This is a genomic window from Microcoleus sp. MON2_D5 (assembly GCF_036701905.1).
Classification (GTDB): domain Bacteria; phylum Cyanobacteriota; class Cyanobacteriia; order Cyanobacteriales; family Microcoleaceae; genus Microcoleus.
On the sequence record NZ_JAUBRM010000007.1, the window covers coordinates 91,866 to 115,761 of the forward strand.

16 protein-coding genes and 1 pseudogene are annotated in these 23,896 nt (G+C 46.0%); 14 read left to right on the plus strand and 3 right to left on the minus strand.

Annotation, left to right across the window (positions count from 1 at the left end; all coding sequences use genetic code 11):
• The first annotated feature begins 143 nt into the window (after positions 1 to 143).
• A complete protein-coding gene (locus QUA47_RS04405) occupies positions 144 to 911 on the plus strand; it encodes an ATP-binding cassette domain-containing protein (RefSeq protein WP_333429858.1) in 768 nt (255 codons plus the stop codon).
• Positions 912 to 1,220: 309 nt separating this feature from the next.
• Here the strand turns inward: QUA47_RS04405 and QUA47_RS04410 are convergent, their stop codons facing one another.
• Both QUA47_RS04410 and QUA47_RS04415 read right to left on the minus strand, forming a co-directional pair.
• Positions 1,221 to 2,492 carry an MFS transporter gene (locus tag QUA47_RS04410; RefSeq protein WP_333429859.1) on the minus strand — a complete coding sequence of 424 codons (1,272 nt, stop codon included), beginning with the start codon at positions 2,490 to 2,492 and terminating at the stop codon, positions 1,221 to 1,223.
• A 288-nt stretch (positions 2,493 to 2,780) separates the two neighbouring features.
• Positions 2,781 to 3,293, minus strand: a complete 513-nt coding sequence (locus QUA47_RS04415; RefSeq protein ID WP_190738368.1) for a DUF2808 domain-containing protein — start codon at positions 3,291 to 3,293, stop codon at positions 2,781 to 2,783.
• A 445-nt stretch (positions 3,294 to 3,738) separates the two neighbouring features.
• On the opposite strand from QUA47_RS04415, the gene QUA47_RS04420 reads away from it, so the two are divergent.
• The 13 genes and pseudogenes from QUA47_RS04420 (at position 3,739) to QUA47_RS04480 (ending at position 21,580) form a co-directional block, all read left to right on the plus strand.
• Positions 3,739 to 4,887, plus strand: a complete 1,149-nt coding sequence (locus QUA47_RS04420; protein WP_333403280.1) for a Re/Si-specific NAD(P)(+) transhydrogenase subunit alpha — start codon at positions 3,739 to 3,741, stop codon at positions 4,885 to 4,887.
• Positions 4,888 to 5,144: 257 nt separating this feature from the next.
• Positions 5,145 to 5,438 carry an NAD(P) transhydrogenase subunit alpha gene (locus QUA47_RS04425; RefSeq protein WP_006633295.1) on the plus strand — a complete coding sequence of 98 codons (294 nt, stop codon included), beginning with the start codon at positions 5,145 to 5,147 and terminating at the stop codon, positions 5,436 to 5,438.
• Positions 5,435 to 6,844 carry an NAD(P)(+) transhydrogenase (Re/Si-specific) subunit beta gene (locus QUA47_RS04430; protein ID WP_333429860.1) on the plus strand — a complete coding sequence of 470 codons (1,410 nt, stop codon included), beginning with the start codon at positions 5,435 to 5,437 and terminating at the stop codon, positions 6,842 to 6,844. Before QUA47_RS04425 ends, QUA47_RS04430 begins: the two co-directional genes overlap by 4 nt.
• A gap of 1,197 nt (positions 6,845 to 8,041) precedes the next feature.
• A pseudogene (locus QUA47_RS04435) lies at positions 8,042 to 10,297 on the plus strand (type ISP restriction/modification enzyme).
• Positions 10,298 to 10,317: 20 nt separating this feature from the next.
• Complete coding sequence (locus tag QUA47_RS04440) at positions 10,318 to 10,644, plus strand: DUF433 domain-containing protein (protein ID WP_333429861.1); 327 nt, start codon at positions 10,318 to 10,320, stop codon at positions 10,642 to 10,644.
• Positions 10,645 to 10,842: 198 nt separating this feature from the next.
• Positions 10,843 to 13,548: a protein-arginine deiminase family protein gene (locus QUA47_RS04445; protein WP_333429862.1), complete on the plus strand. Its 2,706-nt coding sequence runs from the start codon at positions 10,843 to 10,845 to the stop codon at positions 13,546 to 13,548.
• A 252-nt stretch (positions 13,549 to 13,800) separates the two neighbouring features.
• On the plus strand, positions 13,801 to 14,070 hold the full coding sequence (locus QUA47_RS04450; RefSeq protein WP_190740363.1) for a FitA-like ribbon-helix-helix domain-containing protein: 270 nt from the start codon (positions 13,801 to 13,803) through the stop codon (positions 14,068 to 14,070).
• Positions 14,067 to 14,519: a type II toxin-antitoxin system VapC family toxin gene (locus QUA47_RS04455; RefSeq protein ID WP_333026972.1), complete on the plus strand. Its 453-nt coding sequence runs from the start codon at positions 14,067 to 14,069 to the stop codon at positions 14,517 to 14,519. Before QUA47_RS04450 ends, QUA47_RS04455 begins: the two co-directional genes overlap by 4 nt.
• 105 nt (positions 14,520 to 14,624) lie before the next feature.
• Positions 14,625 to 14,951: a DUF433 domain-containing protein gene (locus QUA47_RS04460; RefSeq protein ID WP_333324707.1), complete on the plus strand. Its 327-nt coding sequence runs from the start codon at positions 14,625 to 14,627 to the stop codon at positions 14,949 to 14,951.
• A gap of 192 nt (positions 14,952 to 15,143) precedes the next feature.
• Positions 15,144 to 16,067 (plus strand): hypothetical protein, encoded by a 924-nt coding sequence (locus QUA47_RS04465; protein WP_333429863.1) that lies wholly within the window; start codon positions 15,144 to 15,146, stop codon positions 16,065 to 16,067.
• Positions 16,068 to 16,152: 85 nt separating this feature from the next.
• A complete protein-coding gene (gene pruA, locus QUA47_RS04470; protein WP_333429864.1) occupies positions 16,153 to 19,128 on the plus strand; it encodes an L-glutamate gamma-semialdehyde dehydrogenase in 2,976 nt (991 codons plus the stop codon).
• A 124-nt stretch (positions 19,129 to 19,252) separates the two neighbouring features.
• Positions 19,253 to 20,923: a glycosyltransferase family 39 protein gene (locus QUA47_RS04475; protein ID WP_333429865.1), complete on the plus strand. Its 1,671-nt coding sequence runs from the start codon at positions 19,253 to 19,255 to the stop codon at positions 20,921 to 20,923.
• 177 nt (positions 20,924 to 21,100) lie between these two features.
• A complete protein-coding gene (locus QUA47_RS04480) occupies positions 21,101 to 21,580 on the plus strand; it encodes a hypothetical protein (RefSeq protein WP_333286367.1) in 480 nt (159 codons plus the stop codon).
• A gap of 171 nt (positions 21,581 to 21,751) precedes the next feature.
• Here QUA47_RS04480 and QUA47_RS04485 read toward each other — a convergent pair whose 3' ends face one another.
• On the minus strand, positions 21,752 to 23,797 hold the full coding sequence (locus tag QUA47_RS04485) for a S8 family serine peptidase (protein ID WP_333429866.1): 2,046 nt from the start codon (positions 23,795 to 23,797) through the stop codon (positions 21,752 to 21,754).
• Positions 23,798 to 23,896 lie beyond the last annotated feature (99 nt).

Genomic DNA, 23,896 nt, shown 5'->3' on the forward strand with positions numbered 1-23,896 from the left:
TGGGGCGGGCATCTTGCCTGCCTTAAGAACGGGCAAGATGCCCGTTCCACAAAGAGTGAGTTGGATTGGGGAGTGGGCATCTTGCCTGCCTTAAGAACGGGCAAGATGCCCGTTCCACGAAGGTCATATTTTTAATTAATTAAATGCCTAATTATTCAGACAATAATACAGAAACAAATCCTCAACTGCGAATTGACGGTGTAAGCTTGAAAACACCGATCGCCTCAAGTCATTTGTTGGAAAATATATCATTTCAGGTACACAAGGGCTCTCGCGTGGCAATTGTTGGCCCTTCAGGTGCGGGGAAAACAACGCTGTTGCGGTTGCTAAATCGGCTCAGCACTCCCACCAGCGGCTCGATTTATCTGGAAAATACAGAATATCGCCAAATACCTGCGATCGAACTCCGCAAACAAATCACCCTCATCCTGCAAGAATCCAAGCTTTTGGGAATGTCGGTGCGAGAAGCATTGGCTTATCCTTTGAAGCTGCGGGGCGTGACTTCATCAAACATTGCTGAGAGAATTAGCGGCGCGATCGAACAACTGCACATACCCCAAGAATGGCTCAATCGCACTGAATTGCAGCTTTCCACAGGCCAAAAACAGCTCGTGGCGATCGCCCGCGGCATCATCCTGCAACCAAAAATCTTGCTTTTAGACGAGCCCACATCCGCCCTAGACGCAGGAAAAGCCGCCCACCTTTTGCAAGTATTGACACAGCTAACAAACGGCACAACCACAATTGTAATGGTAAACCACCAATTAGAATTAGCCGAGCAATTTAGCACCCGAATTCTGCATTTACAGCGCGGAAAGCTCATCGAAGACTTGCCCTCTCATCAAATAAATTGGGTGCAACTGCGGCAAAATTTAATCCAAGCAGAAGCAGAAGCCCAACAAGAATGGTGAACAAACTAAAAAATATATTCTGCGACTAGATACGCGGTAGAAATCCCAGAACCTTTTTCTAAAGTTGCGCCTAAAGCTGCTTGAATCTCTCTGAGAGATGCGATTGCACTTGTATTGGCTTGGTTTAACCTCTGCTTGCGTAATTAATTTGGATGTTTTAACCGCAGAGGGCGCAGAGGGCGCAGAGAAAGAGAAGAGAAGAGGGAAAGAGAGAAGTTTACAAATTGCTGAGGATTGCTAGAGATACAGTCAGATATTAGCTTTGGGAATGTTGTTTAATGTTGGCATTTGTGCTTTTACGCTAAATCGCTACTGCGGAATTAAACCCATTTTTTGATAAAGTGGCCGGACTAAGTTTTTTAAAGCTGGCAACTGTTTGGTAAAAACTATGGAGCCTAAAACACAAATTATACCTCCAAGGATGACTGTATTGGGAGAGCCGATATAATTTGCCAATCCCCCAGCAACTAAATTCCCAAACGGTGTCACTCCAAAAAATGCCATCGTGTATATGCTCATCACTCTTCCGCGTTTGTCGTCTTCCACAATTGTTTGCAAAAATGTGTTTCCTCCTGCAAATTGCAAAATGAAACCAAACCCCACAAACAACATCATGATTAATGACACCCACAAGACGCGGGACAAACCAAAACCTATCAGTCCACATCCCATAATTGCCGGTGAAATCGCAATCCATTTGCCGAGGCCAACTACACTTTTGCGCGAAATCAAATAAATCGCCCCGCCAAAGGCTCCTACTCCTGAAGCAGCCATCAAAAAGCCGAGGGTTTGTGCGTCGCCTTGCAGAATTTTGGTGGCAAAAATTGGGACTAATACTGTGTGCGACATTCCGGCAAAACTGACTAAAGCTAATAGCAGTAAAATTGCTCGAATCGGGGGAAACCCGAAGGCATAAACGAATCCTTCTTTTAATCTTTGTAAGGGTTTGGTATTAGTTGCGGCAATTTTACGGGCTTTGATCTGCATCGCTAATAAGCCTGCAATTACAGCAATGTAGCTGAGTCCGTCAATGAGAAAGCAATAACTTGGGCCGACTGTAGCTATCAGCAAACCTGCAATTGCTGGGCCGATTAGTCGGGCGCCGTTGAACATCGAAGCGTTGAGGGCGATCGCATTTGCTAAATCTTCTTTCTTTTCTACAAGTTCCGGCACAAAAGCTTGCCGTGCCGGCGCGTCAAAGGCATTAATTGCGCCTTGGAAGAAACTCAGTACCAGGATCTGCCAAATGTTAACGACTCCTGTTAGCGCTAAAAATGCGAGCGCTAAGGATTGAACCATTGCTAATATTTGAGTGGCAATTATCACTCGGTGGCGGTTCCAGCGATCGATTAAAACTCCTGCAAAAGGCAGTAAAATTAATGTGGGGATTTGACTTGTAAATCCCACCACGCCGAGCATCCAAGGTGAATCGCTCAAATTGTATACAAGCCAAACAGTAGCGACTTGCGTCATCCAACTGCCAATCAGTGAGAGGCCTTGTCCTGCAAAAAACAGGCGATAATTTCTCGATCGCAGCGCTGGAGGAATTTGTATAGTTTTGATTTTTGCTAGTAGATTCATGCGAGATTACGGCTAGAGCAATCCTATTTGATTTGTAAACATTTTTTAGGGGTAGCGCCCCTGGGCTTACCCCTAATTAGCGAAGGGCAACCATCGAGGGACTGCCCCTAGACTCATTATTACGAATCATTGAGAATTGCGATATGAGCCGAAAGTTCTATTTTACAGCTCCCGAAAACCCGGATTTGAGTATTGTTAAATTTTTGCCCGCAGCAAAACGATCGCCACATTTAATTTTTCTGTCGCGATCGCTTGACTAACGAGAAATTCCTTCCCCGAATCCTTCCCTCAATTAATGCTCAACAGCCAAGTACCGAGATAACGCAGCAAGGGAACGTCACCGGGGGTGCGGATGCGGACGTTGAAATGGTACATTCCGCCGGGAGATGGGTTTCTGACGTTGGAGAGTACAACCTCAACATTGTTGCCGGCGGCAATTGGTTCTTTGGGATAAATTTCTATGAATCGATTTTCTTTGTCCCAGATTACTTCTTGCAATTCTATTGTTTTGTCTTTGACGCGCACTTTAATGTCTTTTTGGTCAAATTCGCCTTTGTAGTAGTCTGGATAGGATATGTTCAGTTGGGCGATCGCCAAACTTACTTTTTTGGAAGGAATTCGCAGCCGATATCTATCGCCGCTCATCCCGGCTGTACCGTAATCCAAGCGATAGCTTAATTGGTTGGCCCGCTCGGGGCCGCCGAAAATCGTCAATCCTGGCATCGACTGGGCTAAACTGATGGCGGGCAATCCAGCCACCAAGCAACCTGTAACCGCTAGTGCTGAAAATAATCGTCGCATAACAACTCCTCTAATTAAACTCTTGGTGAACCTTAAATATTGCTCGCCCGAAATTTGCGATCGTGCCTACAATAATATCGAATGTCTCAGCAATTTGATGAGGGCGAGCGACCGGCGGCTGAGGTCACTTTTTTTTGCGTAATTTTTGCGTAATACTGATAACAGACATTCAAACTACATAAGTAGGCGACATAAAATTATATCATAATCGGTGGCAAACTTAACAATTTAGCGAATTTGAATGTATAAGATAAGTTAAAGATACGGGTCGAATTTGGGCGATCGGCTTTAGTATCAACGAGAGAAGTTTAGGGGAACGGCTGCTTCAATGTAAAGCAAGGCATCGGGCGATTAAAAATCGCACTTCAAGAAACCTGCGGAGGCAGGTTTTGTCTGTGTAGGCGCGGTTTCAACCGTCCTAGGAAGGCTTAAATAAGGAGAGTGTATGAAATTAGCGATCGCAAAAGAAATAGCAGCAGGAGAACGCCGGGTGGCTTTAGTACCCGACGCCGTAGCCAGATTAGTCAAACAGGGCGTCGAAGTTTGGGTTGAGGCCGGTGCCGGCGCACAATCCTTTTTCTCGGATATTGCTTACGAAGAAGCGGGAGCTCAGGTTGTCGCCGATACAGCTAGGCTGTGGGGCGAAGCCGATGTCGTCGTGAAAATCGGGGCCCTGCAAGAATCAGAAGTTCATCAACTCCGGGAAGGAGGCGTTTTCATCGGATTTTTGAATCCTCTGGGAGATCCAGCTTTAGTGCAGCGTTTAGCCGATCGCCAAGTAACGGCATTCAGCATGGAAATGATCCCGCGCACCAGCCGCGCTCAAAGCATGGATGCACTGTCATCTCAGGGTAACGTCGCCGGTTACAAAGCGGTACTGATCGCAGCCGCAGCTTTACCGAAATATTTTCCGATGCTGACAACGGCGGCGGGTACAATTCGCCCCGCGAAAGTATTGGTAATGGGTGTGGGCGTTGCTGGCTTACAGGCGATCGCCACGGCGCGCCGTTTGGGTGCTGTAGTCGAAGCTTTCGACATCCGCCCGGAAACAAAAGAACAAGTGCAAAGTTTGGGCGCTAAATTCCTTGATGTCGAACTCAAGGAAGAAACCGTCGCCGCCGGAGGCTACGCTAAAGAATTATCAGAAGCCGCCAAAGAATACACCCGCCAAGTGCTCACCCAACACGTCAGCGCTTCCGATGCAGTGATTACAACCGCTCAAGTTCCCGGCAGAAAAGCACCTATTTTAGTTACTAGAGAAATGGTTTCTCAAATGAAGCCCGGCTCGGTAATTGTTGACCTCGCGGGCGAACAAGGCGGCAATTGCGAATGCACGGAAGCGGGGAAAGATGTTGAATGGAACGGCGTTAATGTCATCGGCCCGATTAATGTGCCCTCGTCGATGCCGGTACACGCTAGCGAAACTTACTCGAAGAATATCTCCTCTTTACTTCAGTTGATGGTGAAAGATAAGGAGCTCAATTTGAATTTTGAAGACGATATCATCGCTGGTGCTTGCGTTGCCCGCGACGGTGAGATTAGCAACCAGCGAGTTCGCGATGCTTTGGCAGCTCAGGCTTCAGCCGTCAGTTAGATTCTGTCGTTATGAGGCAAAGTCCGGCAAGGGTTGAAACCCCTGCCTCAAAGCTAAAGTCCTCTTAAGAGGACTGAAGAACTGATTAAATATCTCCAAAAAAGGCTTTTTTGAACAGGCATCTTGCCTGTTCCACAAGAATTATTGGAGAGGTCTATTAGTCCTCTTAAGAGGACTTGGGCTATTAGCCAGGGAATTCATTCCCTGGCGGACGCAACCGGGAACGAGTTATTTCCAATTACCAATTACCAATTGTTATGGCAGAAGGATTGATTGCAGGTTTAGTGGTGTTTACTCTGGCGTCGTTTGTGGGATTTGAAGTAATTAATAAAGTCCCGCCGACGCTGCACACACCTTTGATGTCGGGCTCGAATGCAATTTCGGGAATTGCGGTTTTAGGTGCAATTCTGATTTCTGGCCAAGGCAATGTGACTGTTACTTCGATTTTGGGGACGATCGCGATCGCCCTGGCCACAATTAACGTAGTCGGCGGTTTCTTAGTAACCGATCGAATGCTGCAAATGTTCAAGAAAAAAGAGGTTAAAGCGTGAGCGATTTTCTGCCCAGTGGCATTCAACTAGGTTATTTAGTTGCCGCATCTTTATTTATTATCGGTTTGAAACAGTTGGGTTCCCCTGCAACCGCGCGTCAAGGGAATGTGTTAGCTGCGATCGGGATGTTAATTGCGATCGTCGGTACGTTGCTGGAAAAGCAAGTAGTCAGCTACGAATTGATTGCTGTCGGAATTATCGTCGGTTCCATTTTGGGAACGATTATGGCGAATACCGTGGCGATGACGGATATGCCGCAGATGGTGGGTTTGCTTAACGGTTTCGGGGGCGCGGCTTCTGCACTCGTTGCTGTGGGCGAATTCTGGCGCTATCTCAGCATCCCGGAATCGCCTGCGCCTGATGCGACAATCACGATCCTTTTGGGTGTGTTGATTGGCGGAATTACTTTCACTGGTAGCCTTGTGGCGTTTGCGAAACTGCAAGAATTGCTACCTGGTGCGCCCATGACGTTTCCGCTGCAACAGCCGTTTAATGCCATGCTGGCGATCGCACTTTTAGCCGGCAGCGGTTATATGCTGTTTAACCCGGAGAATGTGCCGGTATTCCTGGCTTTGGTGGCGATTTCCAATATTTTGGGCATCATGTTTGTGCTCCCGATTGGCGGTGGCGATATGCCGGTGGTGGTGTCGCTGCTTAACTCTTATTCGGGGATTGCGGCGAGTGTGGCTGGGTTCATTTTGATGAACAATATGCTGATTATCGCTGGTGCATTGGTGGGCGCGTCGGGGATTATTTTGACGCAAATCATGTGCAAAGGGATGAATCGATCGCTTTCTAGTGTGCTGTTTAGCGCCTTTGGTAGCGGTGGCGGTAGTGCTGCGGGTGCTGCTGGGGCTGCTGGTGCTACTGACAAAACTGTTCGCAGCATCAATCTCGAAGAAAGTGCGATGATGTTGGGTTATGCGCGATCGGTTGTAATTATTCCCGGTTACGGAATGGCTGTAGCGCAAGCACAGCACGCGGTGCGCGAGTTAGCCGACGGTTTGGAAAAAATGGGTGTTGACGTGAAATACGCGATTCACCCGGTGGCTGGGCGGATGCCGGGGCACATGAATGTGCTGCTGGCGGAAGCAAACGTGCCTTATCCGCAGTTGTACGATATGGACGATATCAATCCGCAGTTTGACGAAACTGATGTGGCTTTGGTAATCGGGGCTAACGATGTAGTGAATCCGGCGGCGCGCCACGATACGGCGAGCCCGATTTACGGGATGCCGATTTTGGAGGTTGATAAGGCCAAGCATACGATCGTGATTAAGCGCGGGATGAGTGCTGGTTTTTCCGGTGTAGATAATGAGTTGTTCTACAAGGATAAGACGATGATGTTGTTTGGTAGCGCTAAGGATGTGGTTGCCAAATTGGTTTCTGAAGTGAAGCAGTTGTAGGATTTTTTAACCGCAGATAAACGCGGATTAACGCGGATTAACGCAGATAATTAAACCCGGTTTTTTGGATAAACCGGGTTTTTTGTTTTGATTTGGTTGTGAGTTTGTTTTGGGGGCGATCGTTTTATGCGATGATAGTTTGGTTCAAGTAATCGCTGGAGATCGGTGTATGTAAAAATCCTTGTTCTCTGGCTGTTTGAAACCATTTTTCTGCTTCAGTGCGATCGACTGCTACACCATCAGCACCGCACAGATAAATTCCTGCTAAGTTGTTTGAGGCAACACCATGCAGGTTGATTCATTTACGGTTAAACTAACAATGGCAGAGGGGGGAAAACCAAACTAAACCAGGAAACTGATTCAATGCCGTCTATATCTTTTGATGCTTACCTCAAGTCGATTCAAAATAACCTGCAAAAAGGTAGCGAGCGCAGCCATTATCCAGCGCTGAAAGGTTTGCTGGATGACTCAGACAAGGGCATTGATGCCGTCATTGAAGAAAAAGGCAACAAGGCAGGGATTCCAGACTTTACCGTAAGGCGGCGGGAACTACTGGTGGGTTATGTAGAAGCCAAAGACGTTGGGCTAGACCTGGATCAGATAGAAAAATCGGAGCAATTACAGCGGTATATAGAAGCGTTTCCGAATCTAGTATTGACCAATTATTTAGAGTTTCGCTGGTATGTGAATGGGAAGCGCAGGCAGAAGGAAATTTTAGCAGACCGTAGTGAGAATAAGCTGCAAGCAAGAGCTACAGAAAAGATTGCGGCTTTGCTGGATCAATTTCTCAACTATACAGGCGAGATTATCAGCAGTCCTGAAGACCTGGCGCGACAGATGGCGAGGTTGACGAAGGCAATCCGGTTAGCAACAACAACTGCGCTGGATGGAGAAAGGAAAGACGGCGAATTGCATCAACTGAAGCAGGGCTTTAGTGAGGTGTTGTTGCCCGATTTGAATGATGCTGATTTTGCTGATATGTATGCTCAGACGATTTCTTATGGGTTATTTGCGGCAAGAGTTGGTCATGCTCAAAACCCAGGGGGTGAAGCGTTTACTCGGCGCACAGCGGGCACCTATATTCCAGCAACAAACCCATTTTTGAAGCGATTGTTTAATACGATCGTCGAAACGGATGCAGTCAGTCAGATCGATTGGGCGATCGACGATTTGGTGCAATTGCTGTCTCAGGTTGATATGGGTAGCATTCTCGAAAACTTTGGGCAGCGCACTCGTCAAGAAGACCCGGTTGTACATTTTTATGAGACGTTTCTGGCGGCGTATAATGCGGCTTTGCGAAAGAGTCGAGGGGTTTATTACACACCGGAACCTGTGGTGTCGTTTATTGTGCGATCGGTTGATGCTATTCTCAAAGACCGCTTCGATTTGCCATTGGGGTTAGCTGATAATGCCAAAGATCCAATAACACAAAAGCCGAAAGTGCAAATTCTCGATCCTGCAACGGGTACGGGTACGTTTTTGTATGAGGTGGTGAAGCAAATTTACCGCAATTTAGAAGAAATTGGCATGGCGAATCAGTGGGATAGCTATGTGCGAGATAATTTGCTGAATCGATTATTTGGCTTTGAGTTATTGATGGCTCCCTATGCCATTGCTCACCTGAAGCTAGGGCTAGAACTTCAGGAACTTGGTTACAAATTTAAGGGCAAACAACGATTAGGCATTTACCTCACCAATACGCTGGATGAAGCACTGAAAAAGTCAGAGATTTTGTTTGGTCAGTTTGTCGCACAGGAAGCAAATGAAGCTTCGACGGTAAAACGAGATATACCTGTGATGGTGGTGTTGGGCAATCCGCCCTATTCAGGACATTCGGCAAATAAAAGCGAGTGGATCGCTGGTTTAGTTCGCGATTACTACTACGTGAACGGTTTACCGCTAGGAGAACAAAATTCTAAGTATTTGCAAGATGATTATGTAAAATTCATTCGGTTTGGTCAGTGGCGAGTTAGCGAAACAGGTTATGGCGTTTTAGCGTTCATTACCAATCATGGTTATCTGGATAATCCAACGTTTAGAGGAATGCGTCAGAACTTGATGCAAACATTTACAGATATCTATCTCTTGGATTTACACGGTAATTCTAAGAAAAAAGAAATTTGTCCTGATGGTTCACCCGATCAAAATGTCTTTGATATTCAGCAGGGTGTTAGTATTGGAATTTTTATTAAAGAGCCTGGAAAGACAGGTGCAGCTAAGGTTCATCATGCTGACTTATGGGGAAATCGAGCGACTAAATATGAGATTTTGAATCAAAGTTGTATTGATGACATTAATTGGAAAGCAATCGCACCTCACTTACCCTTCTATTTATTCAGTGATCAAAATACCGACTCACTAGCAGAATATAATACAGGCTGGAAAATTACCGAAATTATGCCAGTTAACTCAACAGGGGTCAAAAGTCATCGAGATCATTTCGTATTTGATTTGGATTTATCAGAACTCCGCACGCGAATAGATAAATTTAGAGACTTAAGCATTTCAGATCAAGAAATTAGCAAGACCTATGAGATTCAAGATACGAGAGATTGGAAATTAAGCCAAAGACGACGATCGCTCAAATCAAACCCTGATTGGGAAAACTATTTTACACAATGCCTGTATCGCCCGTTTGACTGGAGAGCTTATTATCACCACGAAGATGTAGTCGAACTTCCAAGAAGTGAGGTTACACGTCACCTTCTCGTAGAAGAGAACTTGAGCTTATGTACAACTCGCCAGGTTAATGGTGAGTTTAGACATATCTTTTGTACTAAATATCCTGTAACGGACTGCACAGTTTCAGTGGCTACACGAGAGCGAACCTATCTATTTCCTCTCTACATATACCCTGATGAGCGGAATGCTCAGGGTAGTTTGTTTGCAGAAAAAACTACAAATCTAGTTCCAAAGTTTCTGAATGCAATCCAAGAAAAACTTGGCTACATTCCCACACCAGAAGCCATCTTTTACTACATATACGCCATCTTCCACAGTCCCACCTATCGCCAACGCTAGGCCGAGTTTCTCAAAATCGACTTTCCTCGTGTGCCGTTAACCAGTAACGATCAGCTATTCAAAGACTTGGGTGCAAAAGGTCAGGCATTGGTAGACCTGCACTTGATGAAATCAAAAAAGCTGAATAAGCTGATTACTAAAATGAGTGGCGATGGTGACAATGCCGTTACCGAAGTTACCTATAAGCCCGCAGAACAACGAGTTTATATCAACAAAACCCGCTATTTTGAAGGCATCGCCCCCGAAGTTTGGGAGTTTAAAATTGGCGGTTATCAGGTGTTGGACAAATGGCTCAAAGACCGTAAGAAAGCCAAACGCACTTTATCCTTTGATGATGTACTGCACTATCAAAAGGTGGTGGTTGCGCTCAAAGAAACCATGCAACTGATGGTAGAAATCGAGCAACTGATTCCTGGCTTCCCCATAGAGTAAAGTTGATGAGATCGTAAACAATGACACTGAAAGAATTAAAAAAACAACTACTGGCCTTAACTCCCGGTGAAAAAACTCAGGCAATACAGCTATTAGTTCAAAGTTTAAGCAATACTTGGCAAAGAATCGAGAAAACTGCGGGCGTGTGCGGCGGCGATGCTAGAATTGCCAAGACTCGCATACCTATTTGGTCGCTAGTAAATTATCGCCTTCTGGGTGCAAAGGATGTGCGGATTTTGCAATATTTTCCTCATTTGAATGCAGCGGATTTGGCGAATGCTTGGGCTTATGCTGAGGCACACCCAGAGGAAATTGAAGCAGCGATCGCTAGAAATGAGGAAGCCTAAAACATGGCGCGAATTTGCCTATTCACAACTTACGCACTCTGATCAAAGAAACCGGGTTTTTACCGAATCAGTCTGCAGCAACGAAGTATTTTATTAAAAAACCCGGTTTCTGGGCCGCCATGCGTAAGTCCTTATAAATAAATCCCCCATTGCTCCCCAGATTAGGTAAAATTATTGGCGTGTCTGAGGATAAACTATATGCGCTTGGTTAAATATATTGCGATCGCGATCGTCAATGGTTTCGGTGTGGTCATCGGTATTATTTGGGTTGCAGTCCCCACAACACTGGCTCAACCTTCCTTAAACTACCAACTCGCACTCTCTGCGCGACAGCCAGAGCGCGAAACTCCGCAATCCCTTTCCGAACTCTACAAATTGCGCGATCGGCTGAAAGTACAATTAGATAACCTTGCCAAAACTCCCGACAGCGCCCCGTTTCCGGCAGAACTTTGGAAATCAGCAATCCACCGTCAGCAATCTCAAACTCTGACGCAGCAACTCCAAAACGTTCAAAGTCAGATTCAAATAGAAGAAAGAGCCAAATATAATTGGGACGATGCTGCTAAATTAGCCGCCCAAGCAGTCTTAATTGGACGCACTTCTAATCCTTCTTCTGCTACTTGGGAACAGTCCCAGCGGCTGTGGCAGTTGGCTATCAATACGCTGCGACTCATTCCTCACGATTCTTTTTTGGCAGATGGGGCGATCGACAAAACCATCGAATACCAAGGAAACCTCAGTGTCGCTACCTATGAAATGCAAGTTGCACGTTCTGTTGAGAAAGTTAGAGCCGAGGAAGAAGAGATAAGAGAGCGAGCCCGCCAAGAGCAAGAGAAAAAAGAATTTGCTCGTCGAGAATTAGAGAGAAAAGAGCAAGAGAAAAAAGACCGGGCTAGAAAAGAACTAGAAAGGCAAGAATTCCAAAGGCAAGAATTAGCCAGGAAAGAACTTGAAAGGCAAGAATTAGCCAGAAAAGAGCTTGAAAGACAAGAACTTGAAAGGCAAGAATTAGCCAGGAAAGAACTTGAAAGGCAAGAATTCCAAAGGCAAGAGTTAGCCCGAAAAGAACTTGAAAGGCAAGAATTAGCCAGAAAAGAGCTTGAAAAACAAGAACTTGAAAGGCAAGAATTAGCCCGAAAAGAACTTGAAAGACAAGAACTTGAAAGGCAAGAGTTAGCCCGAAAAGAACTTGAAAGACAAGAGTTAGCCAGACAAGAATTAGCCAGACAAGAACTTGAAACACAAGAGTTAGAGAGAAATCAGCAAGCAACTTCTCAACCAACTCCTGAATCAACTGCAACACCTACTCCCGCCCCAGTTACGCCGGCTGCATCGCCGCCGCCGAACTTTTTCTTTGCTGGAGATACCAACAGAGATGGCCAAATTAACGAGCAAGACGAAGCCGGAAAAGAACAATGGTCTTTGTCCAAGGGCGCGCTAATTTTATTTAACGATCGCAATAACGAGCGCGGCAAGATACCGACTTGGAAACAAACCAAAGTTAGCGCTCCCCGCCGTGCAGCAATGCTTTCTCAAGTTAACTTAACACTGTCTGAAAACTTCAAAACCTCTCAGTTATTTATCACTGCTGACAGCATTGCTAGCCCTCACATCAGCGTTTTTCAGAAGACGGGCGACGGCTGGCAACCTGTAGATATATCCGGTGCTAAACCTTTAGTTTTCAGCACGAATATTGTTTTAGGTGTGGAAGCCAAACAATTTGCCGATCGCAATTGGAACGGCACTGTTAATCTCAAAGCAACTGCCCAAAACAACGGCCAAGAAATTGCCTCCACAACAATCCAAATGGGCGTTAGTCCTTGGATGATAGCGCCCAACACAGCACCAGTAACCGAAGTTCAGGTCAGCGACAGAGGCTCGGTAAACAGCGAATTTATCTCGCAGCTAAAACAAGCAGTAGAACCCACGGGCGCTCAAGTAAAAATTATCCAGGGCGATCGCACTTGGATGCAAGATACCCAGAAAAACGGATACGTTCAACTCCCCGAAAAATCGGATATACGCCAGTTTAAGGTCGCCATAAAAAGCAATAGCGAACCAGAGAAAAACCCGCCTGTTAAATCAAATCAAGACCGGGATTTGAAAGTATTTAAAATTGGCAATCCTCGTTCTTTAGACCCTGTAAGTCAGTGGTCTGACGGATACGGCAATTTGCAGGTGACACCGCCGATTCCCGGACACCCAATGGGTCGAGTTTATTACGGGAATTCGGGAAATGCTAGTTTTAATCCAGAGGTACTTAATTTTATTCAAGCTCAAAGAATTCAAGGGCCGCCAGTGGATATTGATACTTCTTGGCTTTTGACTCGCCAAGTCGATGAAATTATCAATTTTATTCCCACTCAAACTCCCGGACAATATGTAATGGCGATCGCCAGTCCCGAAGCCGGAGTTAAGCTGTTGGAAGAATTGGAGGGAAGAGGTTACGGCGATGTGACGCTCAATCGTGGTTTGAGCACTCAAACAACTGTCAGCGCCGCCTTGAAAAACCGTGCTTTAATTCAACACAATCTCTATTTGCAAAATCAGAAACTTAATCCGATTATAGAGAAGTTGAAAAGAGAGTTTTTACTCGGAGACGACCAAATTATTCAAGTTCCGGTGATGTTTGGCTACAGCGGTTATGCGTGGTGGCCGAATATGGTCAATTCGGTGCCAGTTAACGGCAAGTTGTTAGTTTCAAATCCGCGCGGGCCAATGATTGACGGTGTAGATTACACTCAGGAAAGATTGCGCCAACTGCTGCTTCCTGCTGGCGTCAGCGTTAGTTTTCTGGATGACAGGTATTATCAAGAATTAAAAGGAAACGTGCAGTCGGCGACGAATACTGTGAGGAAGCCAGAAGAGCGGCCTTTTTGGCAGTCTTTGCCTAATAATTACTAATGGGTAATTGGTAATTAGGAATGGGGAATGGGGAATGGGAAATTGGGAAATTGTAGGTGCGGGTTCCACCAACAATACGCGCCTGTAACTAACAATCTCATAAACCCGCCCCCAACCAACAGTAAATCGCAAGATACCTCTTGAAAAATACAATGGGTGGGTTTTACCAACAATCTATATTTAAAAGTAACTATCTCTTAAACCCGCCTGCCTATGCTAATATTTAGGAAAACTATGCTAGGAGTTTAACAGATGGCTACCCTGCAAATAGAAAATATACCAGAGGAATTGTACGCGAGACTGCAAGAGTTAGCCGCGGCTCAAAACCGCTCGATTAGCGCCTTTGCGATCGCCATTTTAGAAGCCGAGTTGTCAACAGAGACAAAACCCCTCTCAGGAAAAGGTAAAAAGTCTGTAACAGAACTATTGGCAGAAATCAGCCGCCGTCGCGAGTCTCGTCCGGCGAATATGGGGATGATACTAGATAGTACCGCTTTAATTAGAGAGGATCGCGACCGATGACCAATCCTGTGAGGTGCGTAGTCGATGCTAGCGTGGGGATTAAGCAATTTATCCCCGATCCGCTCTCATCTAAAGTCGTTCAATTGTTTACCCATCTTGAAATTCCACAGACTGAAATATTTGTACCCGATCTGTTTTATATTGAGTGTGCAAATATTATCTGGAAGTATGTCCGTGCTGGACTTTACGCTGCTGCCGATGTTCCAACAGATTTAGCTAATCTTAGAGCTTTATCCTTGCGTGCAGTATCTACTGCTGAACTGATTTTAGATGCAACAAACATCGCCTTAAATTATGGAATTTCTGCTTATGATGGCAGTTACGTTGCTCTTTCACAGCAAGTTGACGCGCCTTTGCTAACTCTCGACCAAAAGCTAGTCAGAGCTTTAGCAGGCACATCTTATAATGTTCTATCCTTTAACGATTTCGATGTACCAACACCGCATTAGCCTTAGCTTTATAGGAAATTAATTCACTTGTTTATTCTTATCAGTAAAAAGATCATCGCTATAAGATAGATACGACATTCCCAACAGTCAAACCCCTAATTAACTATGACACTAAAAGAATTAGAACCGCAACTGCTTTCCCTGACTCCGCCCGAGAAAGCTCAAGCAATACAGATATTAGCTCAAAGTTTAGCTAACACCTGGCAGGGAATTGAAAAAACTCCCGGTGTAGTCGGCGGTAATGCCAGGATTGCCGGGACTAGAATTTCTGTTTGGGGATTGGTAGAGTCTCGTCGATTAGGTGCAACTGATGCTCAACTTTTAGAAGATTATCCGCATCTTAGTGCTAGCGACTTGAAAAATGCCTGGGCTTATGCAGAAGCATTTCCTGACGAGATTGAAGCAGTAATTAATTTGAACAATATAGACTAATATCATGGCAGGTTTGTATGCAGATGAACAATCTTCATTCTAACTTTTGCCTAACCCTTGATAATTAATCCGTGTATCCGTGTCAAAATCCGTGTCGTGCCTTCTTGCTTCTGCTAGATAATTTCAGTGCAGGCGATCGCACCAGTAACGTAAAATGTCTAAAAGCGGTCTTTGTAAAATAAATTTAGCCCCATGAGCGACGAACAGGAAAAAAAACAAATTTTGACTCAGCAACCGGAAACAATTTCCACTGCCAGCGATGAGTTCGAACGCACTGAAATTGCCAGTGGCGATTCAACTTCCGCACCCCCAGGAACTCCCGCAGAAATTGTCGCGCCCAAAGATATTTCAGCGCCAATCGACGAGGCCGAAACAATTCCAATTGCCGCCGATAGCGCGCCGGCAACAACTCAACTTGCAAGTTATCCGCCTCCAACAATTCCAACTGCCAACCCCGAACCAAAACCAGCTCGATCCTGGCAAATCTTAGCAGTTTTTCTCAGCGGAATGTTAGTCGGTTCTGTCCTTAGTGTCGGCAGTTTGCTAGCGTGGAGAATGTATCAGGAAAGAGCGAACCTTCAAATCAAACTACCCGCTGACGTACCCCTTCCCGAAAGCCCTCCCCCTGTCGTAACAGCGCCCGCCAACCGTCGGCCCGGACTTCCCCCAGCACCTGGAACTCGACTGCCCGCCACAATCTATCCCTCGCCCCGTCCCACTCAAATACCCTCTGTGTCTGGCGTTCCCCAACTTGCTTCGCCGTCACCGTCGCCGTTGCTGTTGCCTTCTCCTTCTCCTTCTCCCGCTGTGGTTGAAACCCCTGTAACCGAGCGAGTTTACTTTCAAGCTGGTGCTACGGGAACTACTCTGAGCAATAGTTTGCGAGCCAACATATCCAGGCGCTACTTACTAGAGTGCAATAGCGGCCAAAGCATGACAATAAATGTTCAAGAAGGTCAAGTTAGCGCAGCAATTATTGCTCCTAACGGTGAAAATTTAGGTACTGCTGACAGCACAGGTCAGTGGCAAGGTCAACTAGCCAGTAGCGGCGATTATACTATTGAAATTTCAGGCGATCGCCAAGCAAACTACCAAGTTAAAATTGAAGTTAAATAGCAACTATAATTGTATCAGGGGGTAGTTACACAATACATAAACCCGCCCTGGTTGCCAATTACAAATTACCCATTACTAATTACCAATGGTTGCACAAATATCTCCAAGCATCTACGAAGCAAAAACTCAAGAAATTGCCACAGAAATCCTGCGGGCAACTCAAGAGAAAAAGCGCTCTTTTTTCGGTCAACTCCAAGACCAAATGCGCTGGGACGACAAACTGATGGATTGGGCGATGGCTAGCCCCGGACTGCGGGTGCAGTTGTTTCGATTTATTGACTGTTTGCCGGCTCTCCGCAGCAGGCCGGAAATTGCCCGCCACTTGCAAGAATACCTGACCGCCCAAGAGGTAGAATTGCCCGAAGCATTGAAAAAATTGCTCAACTTTGCTAGCCCTGATTCGGTTCCGGGTCAATTGGCTGCGACGACGGTTGCGCCTGCTGTGGAAACTTTGGCGCACAAGTATATTTCTGGGGAAAATATCAAGCAGGTAATTAAAACCTTAGAGCGGCTTCGCAAAGATAAAATGGGTTTTACAGTTGACCTTTTGGGGGAAGCTGTCATCACTGAAACTGAGGCGCAAATTTATCTTAACCGCTATTTGGAATTGATGGCTGAACTCGCCAATGCAGCTAAGAATTGGCCCCAGGTAGATGCAATTGACAAAGCTGACGGCGAAACTCTGCCGCGAGTGCAAGTATCGGTAAAGTTAACGGCTTTTTATTCTCAGTTTGACCCGTTGGATGCTAAAGGTAGCGAGGAAAAAGTAAGCGAGAGAATTCGCCTGTTACTGCGCCGCGCGAAGGAATTGGGCGCGGCTGTTCATTTCGATATGGAACAGTATGCTTACAAAAGTTTAACTCTGACAATTCTCAAAGACTTATTGTTAGAGGAAGAGTTTCGCAGTCGCACGGATATTGGAATTACATTGCAAGCATATTTGCGCGACAGTGCCCAAGATTTGCAAAACCTGATTTCCTGGGCAAAAAAACGCGGAAATCCGGTAACAGTGCGGCTGGTAAAAGGCGCTTACTGGGATCAGGAAACTATCAAAGCGATGCAGAAAGATTGGCCACAGCCGGTCTACAATGACAAAGTTACTACCGATGCAAATTTCGAGCAGATGACGCAGTTGCTGCTAGAAAATCACGAATATTTGTATGCAGCTATTGGCAGTCATAATGTGCGATCGCAAGCCAGGGCGATCGCCATTGCCGAAACTCTCAATATACCGCGCCGCGGCTTTGAAATGCAAGTGCTGTACGGCATGGGCGACAAATTGGCTAAGCTTTTGGTCGATCGGGGTTATCGCGTCCGAGTCTACTGCCCCTACGGCGATTTGCTGCCGGGAATGGCTTATTTGATCCGCCGTTTGCTGGAAAATACCGCCAACAGTTCTTTCATCCGGCAAAGTTCCGAAGAAATGCCGATCGAACAATTGTTAGCCGCGCCCGTTGCTAACGGAAATGGCCAGCTAGTTTACAGCAAAGTATTTCCCAACGTTGCCGATACAGACTACGCCAATACCAAATTGCGGCAACAAGCAGAAACAGCCATCAAATCAGTGCGGGTTAACTTAGGTAAAACCTATTTACCCCTAATCAATGGCGAGTACCAAAATACTGAAGCAACAGTTAATTCCCTCAACCCTTCCAATCCCACAGAAGTAGTCGGCAAAATCGGATTGCTTTCCGAAGAACAGGCCAAACAAGCCCTTGAAGCAGCAAAATCAGCCTCTACCAGTTGGCGGAAAACCCCCGTCCGCCAGCGCGCAGGCGTCCTCCGCAAAGCCGCTGAGTTGATGGAACAGCGGCGGCACGAACTGTCAGCTTGGATGGTGTTTGAAGTCGGCAAACCCGTCAGAGAATGCGATGCCGAAGTTTCCGAAGCTATAGATTTTTGCCGCTACTACGCCGACGAAATGGAACGGTTAGAACAAGGGAAAAATTACGACATTCCCGGAGAAACTAACCGCTACAGCTATCAGCCGCGCGGCATTTCTTTAATCATTTCGCCTTGGAATTTCCCCCTCGCAATTCCTGTCGGCATGACAGTTGCATCGCTGGTTGCAGGTAATTGTACTTTGCTCAAACCTGCGGAAGTTTCCTCAGTAATTGCAGCAAAAATTACAGAAATTTTGCTCGAAGCTGGCATTCCCAAAGGCGTATTTCAATACGTGCCTTGCAAAGGTTCAACCGTGGGCGCTTACATGGTGAAACATCCTGACGTTCACATGATTACTTTCACCGGTTCTCAGGAAGTGGGCTGTCAGATTTATGCCGATGCTGCGATTTTGCAGCCGGGACAAAAACACCTGAAACGAGTAATTGCGGAAATGGGTGGCAAGAATGCAATTATTGTCGATGAAAGTGCGGATTTAGACCAAGCAGTTGCAGGCGTAGTTTATTCGGCATTTGGATACAGCGGCCAAAAATGTTCCGCTTGTTCGCGAGTAATTGTAGTCGAATCGGTGTACGATAATTTTGTGGCAAGATTGGTAGAAGCGACGCGATCGCTCAATGTCGGCCCAGCAGAAAATCCCGGCACTCAAGTTGGCCCTGTGATCGATGCCAATGCCCATTCGCGCATCCGCGAATACATCGAAAAAGGTCGGGCCGAAGCTAAAATAGCTTTAGAAATGCCGGCACCGGAAACCGGTTATTTTGTCGGCCCAGTCATTGTTACGGAAGTATCCCCGACAGCAACTATCGCCCAAGAAGAAATTTTCGGCCCGGTTTTGTCGGTGATGCGGGCAAAAAATTTCAGCGAAGCGATTGTTATTGCTAACGGTACGAATTTTGCTTTAACCGGCGGATTGTATTCTCGCACGCCTTCACATATCGATCGAGCCGCATCGGATTTTGAAGTCGGAAACCTGTACATCAATCGCGGAATTACCGGCGCTGTCGTATCGCGCCAACCTTTTGGAGGATTCAAACTTTCGGGAGTTGGTTCTAAAGCTGGTGGCCCGGATTATTTGCTGCAATTCCTCGAACCCCGCACCATAACCGAAAATATTCAGCGGCAGGGTTTTGCGCCGATTGAAGGAGTGGATGATTAATCATTCCTTTGTTCGCAGTGATGACTGAAGTCCTCTCTCTGGCTGTTAAGTTAGTAGGGTGCGCCTAGCGCACCTTACGGGTGGGGTAACAGAAAAAATTTGTGCCAGATTAGCTAGTTATAAAATGGAATCTACGAAAGATCGCGATCGACTAAATTCTCACAACCCTTCACTTGACAAGTGGCTGCGATTTTTAATTATCGCCGTATTAGTCATAGGCATTTTATTTCGATTCGCCAATCTCGATCGCAAATTTTACTGGATCGACGAAACATATACTTCTTTGAGAGTTTCTGGCTACACCGAAGCCGAAATAATCAAACAAATTTCGTACCAGAAAATAACCTCGCCCTCGGATTTACAAAAATATCAGCAGATAAATTCCGAAAAAACTTTAAGCGATACCCTGAATTCTTTAGCAACAGAAGACCCCCAACACCCGCCGCTGTATTACGTACTAGCGCGACATTGGGCGCAATGGTTCGGCAGTTCCGTTGCAGCAATGAGAAGTTTGGCCGCCGTGATTAGCTTGCTAGTATTTCCCGCAATTTATTGGCTGGCTTGGGAGTTATTTGAATCTTCAGCAGTAGCGTGGATGGCGATCGCACTTTTCGCGATTTCTCCCTACCACATCATATTTGCCCAAGAAGCAAGACAGTACAGTTTGTGGACAGTAACTACTATTTTATCCAGTGCAGCCTTGCTGCGAGCAATGCGCTCTGACGAAAATCAAAATCCTGTCGCCCTAGTTCTTTCCTGGGGGCTTTATGCAGGCACAGCAACACTGGGATTTTACACCCACTTGTTATTTGTCTGCGTTGCCGCAGCCCACGCAATCTACGTCGCAGTTATTGCCAACTGGCGCGATGTGAAAACATTCATTTCCTATTATGTAGCAGCTTTAATCGCTTTGATCGGCTTCATGCCTTCCCTCGTAAATACTGTAGAGAACTTCAATCAAGTTAGGAGCACAACAGTATGGGCCGAACAAACAAATTACTTAAGATTAGTCAGCAGGTGGGTGGGTTCCCTCAGCATAGCATTTTTTGATATAGGCATTGATGGAACTGCCAACGCCACACAACTAGCCTTGCTAATTCCAGTTGGTATCATGATTCTAGCTTTAGTCGGCTATGCCCTTTATTTTTTATACCGACAAACACCAAAGCGAGTGTGGTTGATTGTATTGTTATTAATTGCAACAACTGCTTTATTTTTAGCAGTACCCGATCTAATCAAGGGTGGAAGGCGATCGGCAAATCCGCGATATTTAGTTCCTTGTTATGTGGGAATTCAGCTAGCAGTGGCTTACCTGCTGTCGGCGAAAATTAGTAACAATTTGGAGAAGTTAAAACAGCAAAAACTGTGGAAAATAGTTATAGTGGCAGTTTTTTCCGCAGGTATTATATCCGGTGGAGTTAGTTCTCAAGCAGATATTTGGTGGAATAAAGGCAGCGGTTGGTTGCGTGCCTTGGAAGTAGCTGGGACTGTCAATCAAGCCAGCAATCCCCTAATTATCAGCGATGCCAATATCGCACATATCATGCCTTTAAGTTATTACCTAGAACCAAAAGTCAAACTGCTAATAGAACCCCGCTGTTACACTTCTTGCTACAAAAATCGAGAATTGGCAAAGAAAAAACCCCAACCGCCACCAATTCCCGGCGGTTTGAGTGAGTTATTTTTATACAGACCGTCCTCTACTTTGCGATCGGCAATTCAGCAACAAAACTATCAAATAGATCCGGCTGACCCTAATGTCGAGCTTAATCTGTGGAAAATTACCAAAAAATAATCTAAAACATTAAGGCAAAAAACACGGGTTTGCTGCCAAAAAATAAATGTCTTATTAACTGCGACATACTGACCATAAACGGTATTTTTGGAACTATGTCGCAAGTATAGTTCGATAGGTTTGCTTTTCGTGGTAAGCTAAAAGTTAAGAATCAAAAAATAACATCAAAAGTCTCAAATGACAGTCACTGAAACCTCCAACATTCGTAAACTGCTGTGTGATCCAGACTTAGGGCTGATTCCTCACCTAGAAAAGTGCCTGAAAGATTTGCACTCATCTGCGATCGCCAGTGGAGAGAAATTCAAGGTAGAACCTTACGATATAGAACTCAAAAGCTGCCACACCCAGAAGCATCCCAACGACCAAAAACCCCTTGTCACCCAGTCAGTGTTAATAAAAGTTCCCTTGACTGGGAAAGTTCAAGACAAGATGCACCTATATCTGATCGCAACTGAGTTGCAGAACCAAATCGACTTCAAAATTATCGACTGGAGTGCCTTAGAACGCCGCCAATACGACATTCAGGGCATCCCCTTAAAGCAGCCGATCACCAAAATAGACGGCCACATGAATTACGAGTTAGTATTCGATCGACCAAGCTACTGCTGCATCACCCTGTGTCGCCAATTTGACTTAACTTACGCCGCCAATTTTTAATACCAATTCCTAACAAAAGTAGTGATACAGATTGAGTGTACGGAATCGTCTGTAGGGACAGGGCAATGCGATGTCCGGCGCGGGAAGTAGGACACGGCATTGCCCTCTCCCTACGGTTTGCTTTTAATAATTGGTAGAAGATTGAGGATTGTAGATCGCACCAGAGCGAATTCAAACCGCTCGATTCGCAGTTTCTGTAAGAATCCTCTTAATCTCAGCAGGAGTCAGACTCGGATTAGCTTGTAACATTAAAGCTATCACGCCGGATACTTGTGGCACTGCCATTGAAGTACCCGCAAAATATTGATAGGGAATCCCCGGTTGAGAAAGTGGCACAGTTGAATAAACATCACCAGAACCCGCCGTGCCACCGTCGCCGCCCGGACCAACAAAATAATTAATTGCATCCGAACCCGCCCGGTTAGAATAATCCGCAAACAAGCCATTTCGGCTAACAGCACCGACAGCAATTCCTACCTCATTGGCAAACCGAGCCGGATAATCTGCTTGGGCGCGAGCATCATTTCCTGCCGCCGAAATCACGATCGCGCCTTGAGCTTCAGCGGCTCGAATCGTATTCAATTCTTCATAATTCAACTCTTGGCCGCCCAAACTTACATTAATCACCTTCGCTCCATTTGCCACCGCATAATTAATCGCATTAATTTCATCCCGAATTTTACCCACCCCTGCGCCATCAAGTATTTTCAAAGGCATAATCTTCGCAGTCGGAGCCGTTCCAGTAATCCCAACCCCATCTTTTTTCGCAGCAACTAAACCCGAAATATGAGTGCCGTGATTGTTATCATCCATCGGGTCATTATCGTTGTTGACAAAATCCCATCCTCGGAAATCGTCAACAAAGCCATTGCCATCATCATCAACCCTGTTGCTAGCTTTATTGCGACCGATCGCATCAACACCGATTTCCCCCGCATTACTCCAAATATTGCCCGTCAAATCCGGGTGATTGTAGTCAACTCCGCTGTCGATAACTGCCACCACAATTCCGTCTCCAGTCAAGCCCTGGGCCCAAACCTCCGGAGCTTTAATTAAATCTCTGCCCCACTCGTCGCCGCCCAAGTCGGGAACGTCAGGAAAAGGTGCAGTACCTTGAGCGTTAGCAACTGCCGCCGCTGCATTTACCAAACCGAACCCAAAACGAGAGTCAAAACCTTGCAAGTTGCTCGGATTGTTAGGAGAAACAGTTGCAGGAGTTGCAGACAGATTTAGGGTGAAATCTGTACTGCCTTGGTATTGATAAACTCGGACAAAGTAAGTTCCTGCGGCTAAACCGTCGATGTCGATCGACTCCGGCGATAAATCCAATTCTTGAGAAGAAGCAATAATATCGGTGAAGTCAATAGAATTGTCGCCATTAATATCTTTAATCACAGCAACGTCAACATCCGCCGTCAAACCGCTGACACTTAATTTAAAGTCGCTATTTGCAGGCAAAGTAAAGCGGTAAAGGCTGTCTGGCCGGGCGTTGCTAACCGAGTCTGCGATCGTTTGAGTGTCGCCCAAAACGCCTAAATCGCGAGCTTGATCCAGTTGGTTGCCCAATACGGTAGTTGCAGAGATGAATGTATCGGCGAGGTCTTGTGGAGATGCGTTGGCTACCAAGCCTAAAATAGCATTGGATTGGCGAATTTTAATTAATGTATTGGAAATACCGGGGGCGATGGAGATTTCTTCGAGAATCAAGTCAGCTTCGGTAAGGTTGTCAGTCAGTCCGATCGAATCCACAAAACTGTTAAAGTCAGTAATAACGTCTGCAGCAGCCGGATCGGTGACTGCGGAGTCGCTGCGGAGGACAAAGGCATCGAAGCCCAAACCCCCTGTCAGCATATCTTTGCCGCCATCGCCCACTAAAACGTCGCTGCCAGAGTCACCGTTGAGGGCGTCATCTCCCTTACCTCCCTGCAAGGTATCGCTGCCGGCATCGCCAAACAGGATGTCGCTGCTGACACCGCCGTTAAGCACATCGTTGTCGGCACCGCCGAACAGGGTATCGGAATTGCTGCCGCCGAGAATGCGATCGTTACCATTATCGCCGCTGATGCGATCGGCATCCGACGAACCGATAATAAAATCGTTGCCGCCAAGGGCAAAAAATCCGTTAGGATAAGGAGTCAAAAAGCCCGGAGTCAAGGCGAAACTATTGGGGCTATCATCTAAAAGATAGGAAAGACCGTCAGGGCTCGGGCCGGGCATAGAAATGTACTCCTAGCGAGGTATATCGATCTAAATTTTAGATTTTAAATTTAAGTTTGTGGTTAAAAACGCCCTAAATAGTCTGTAAGGCGGGCATTA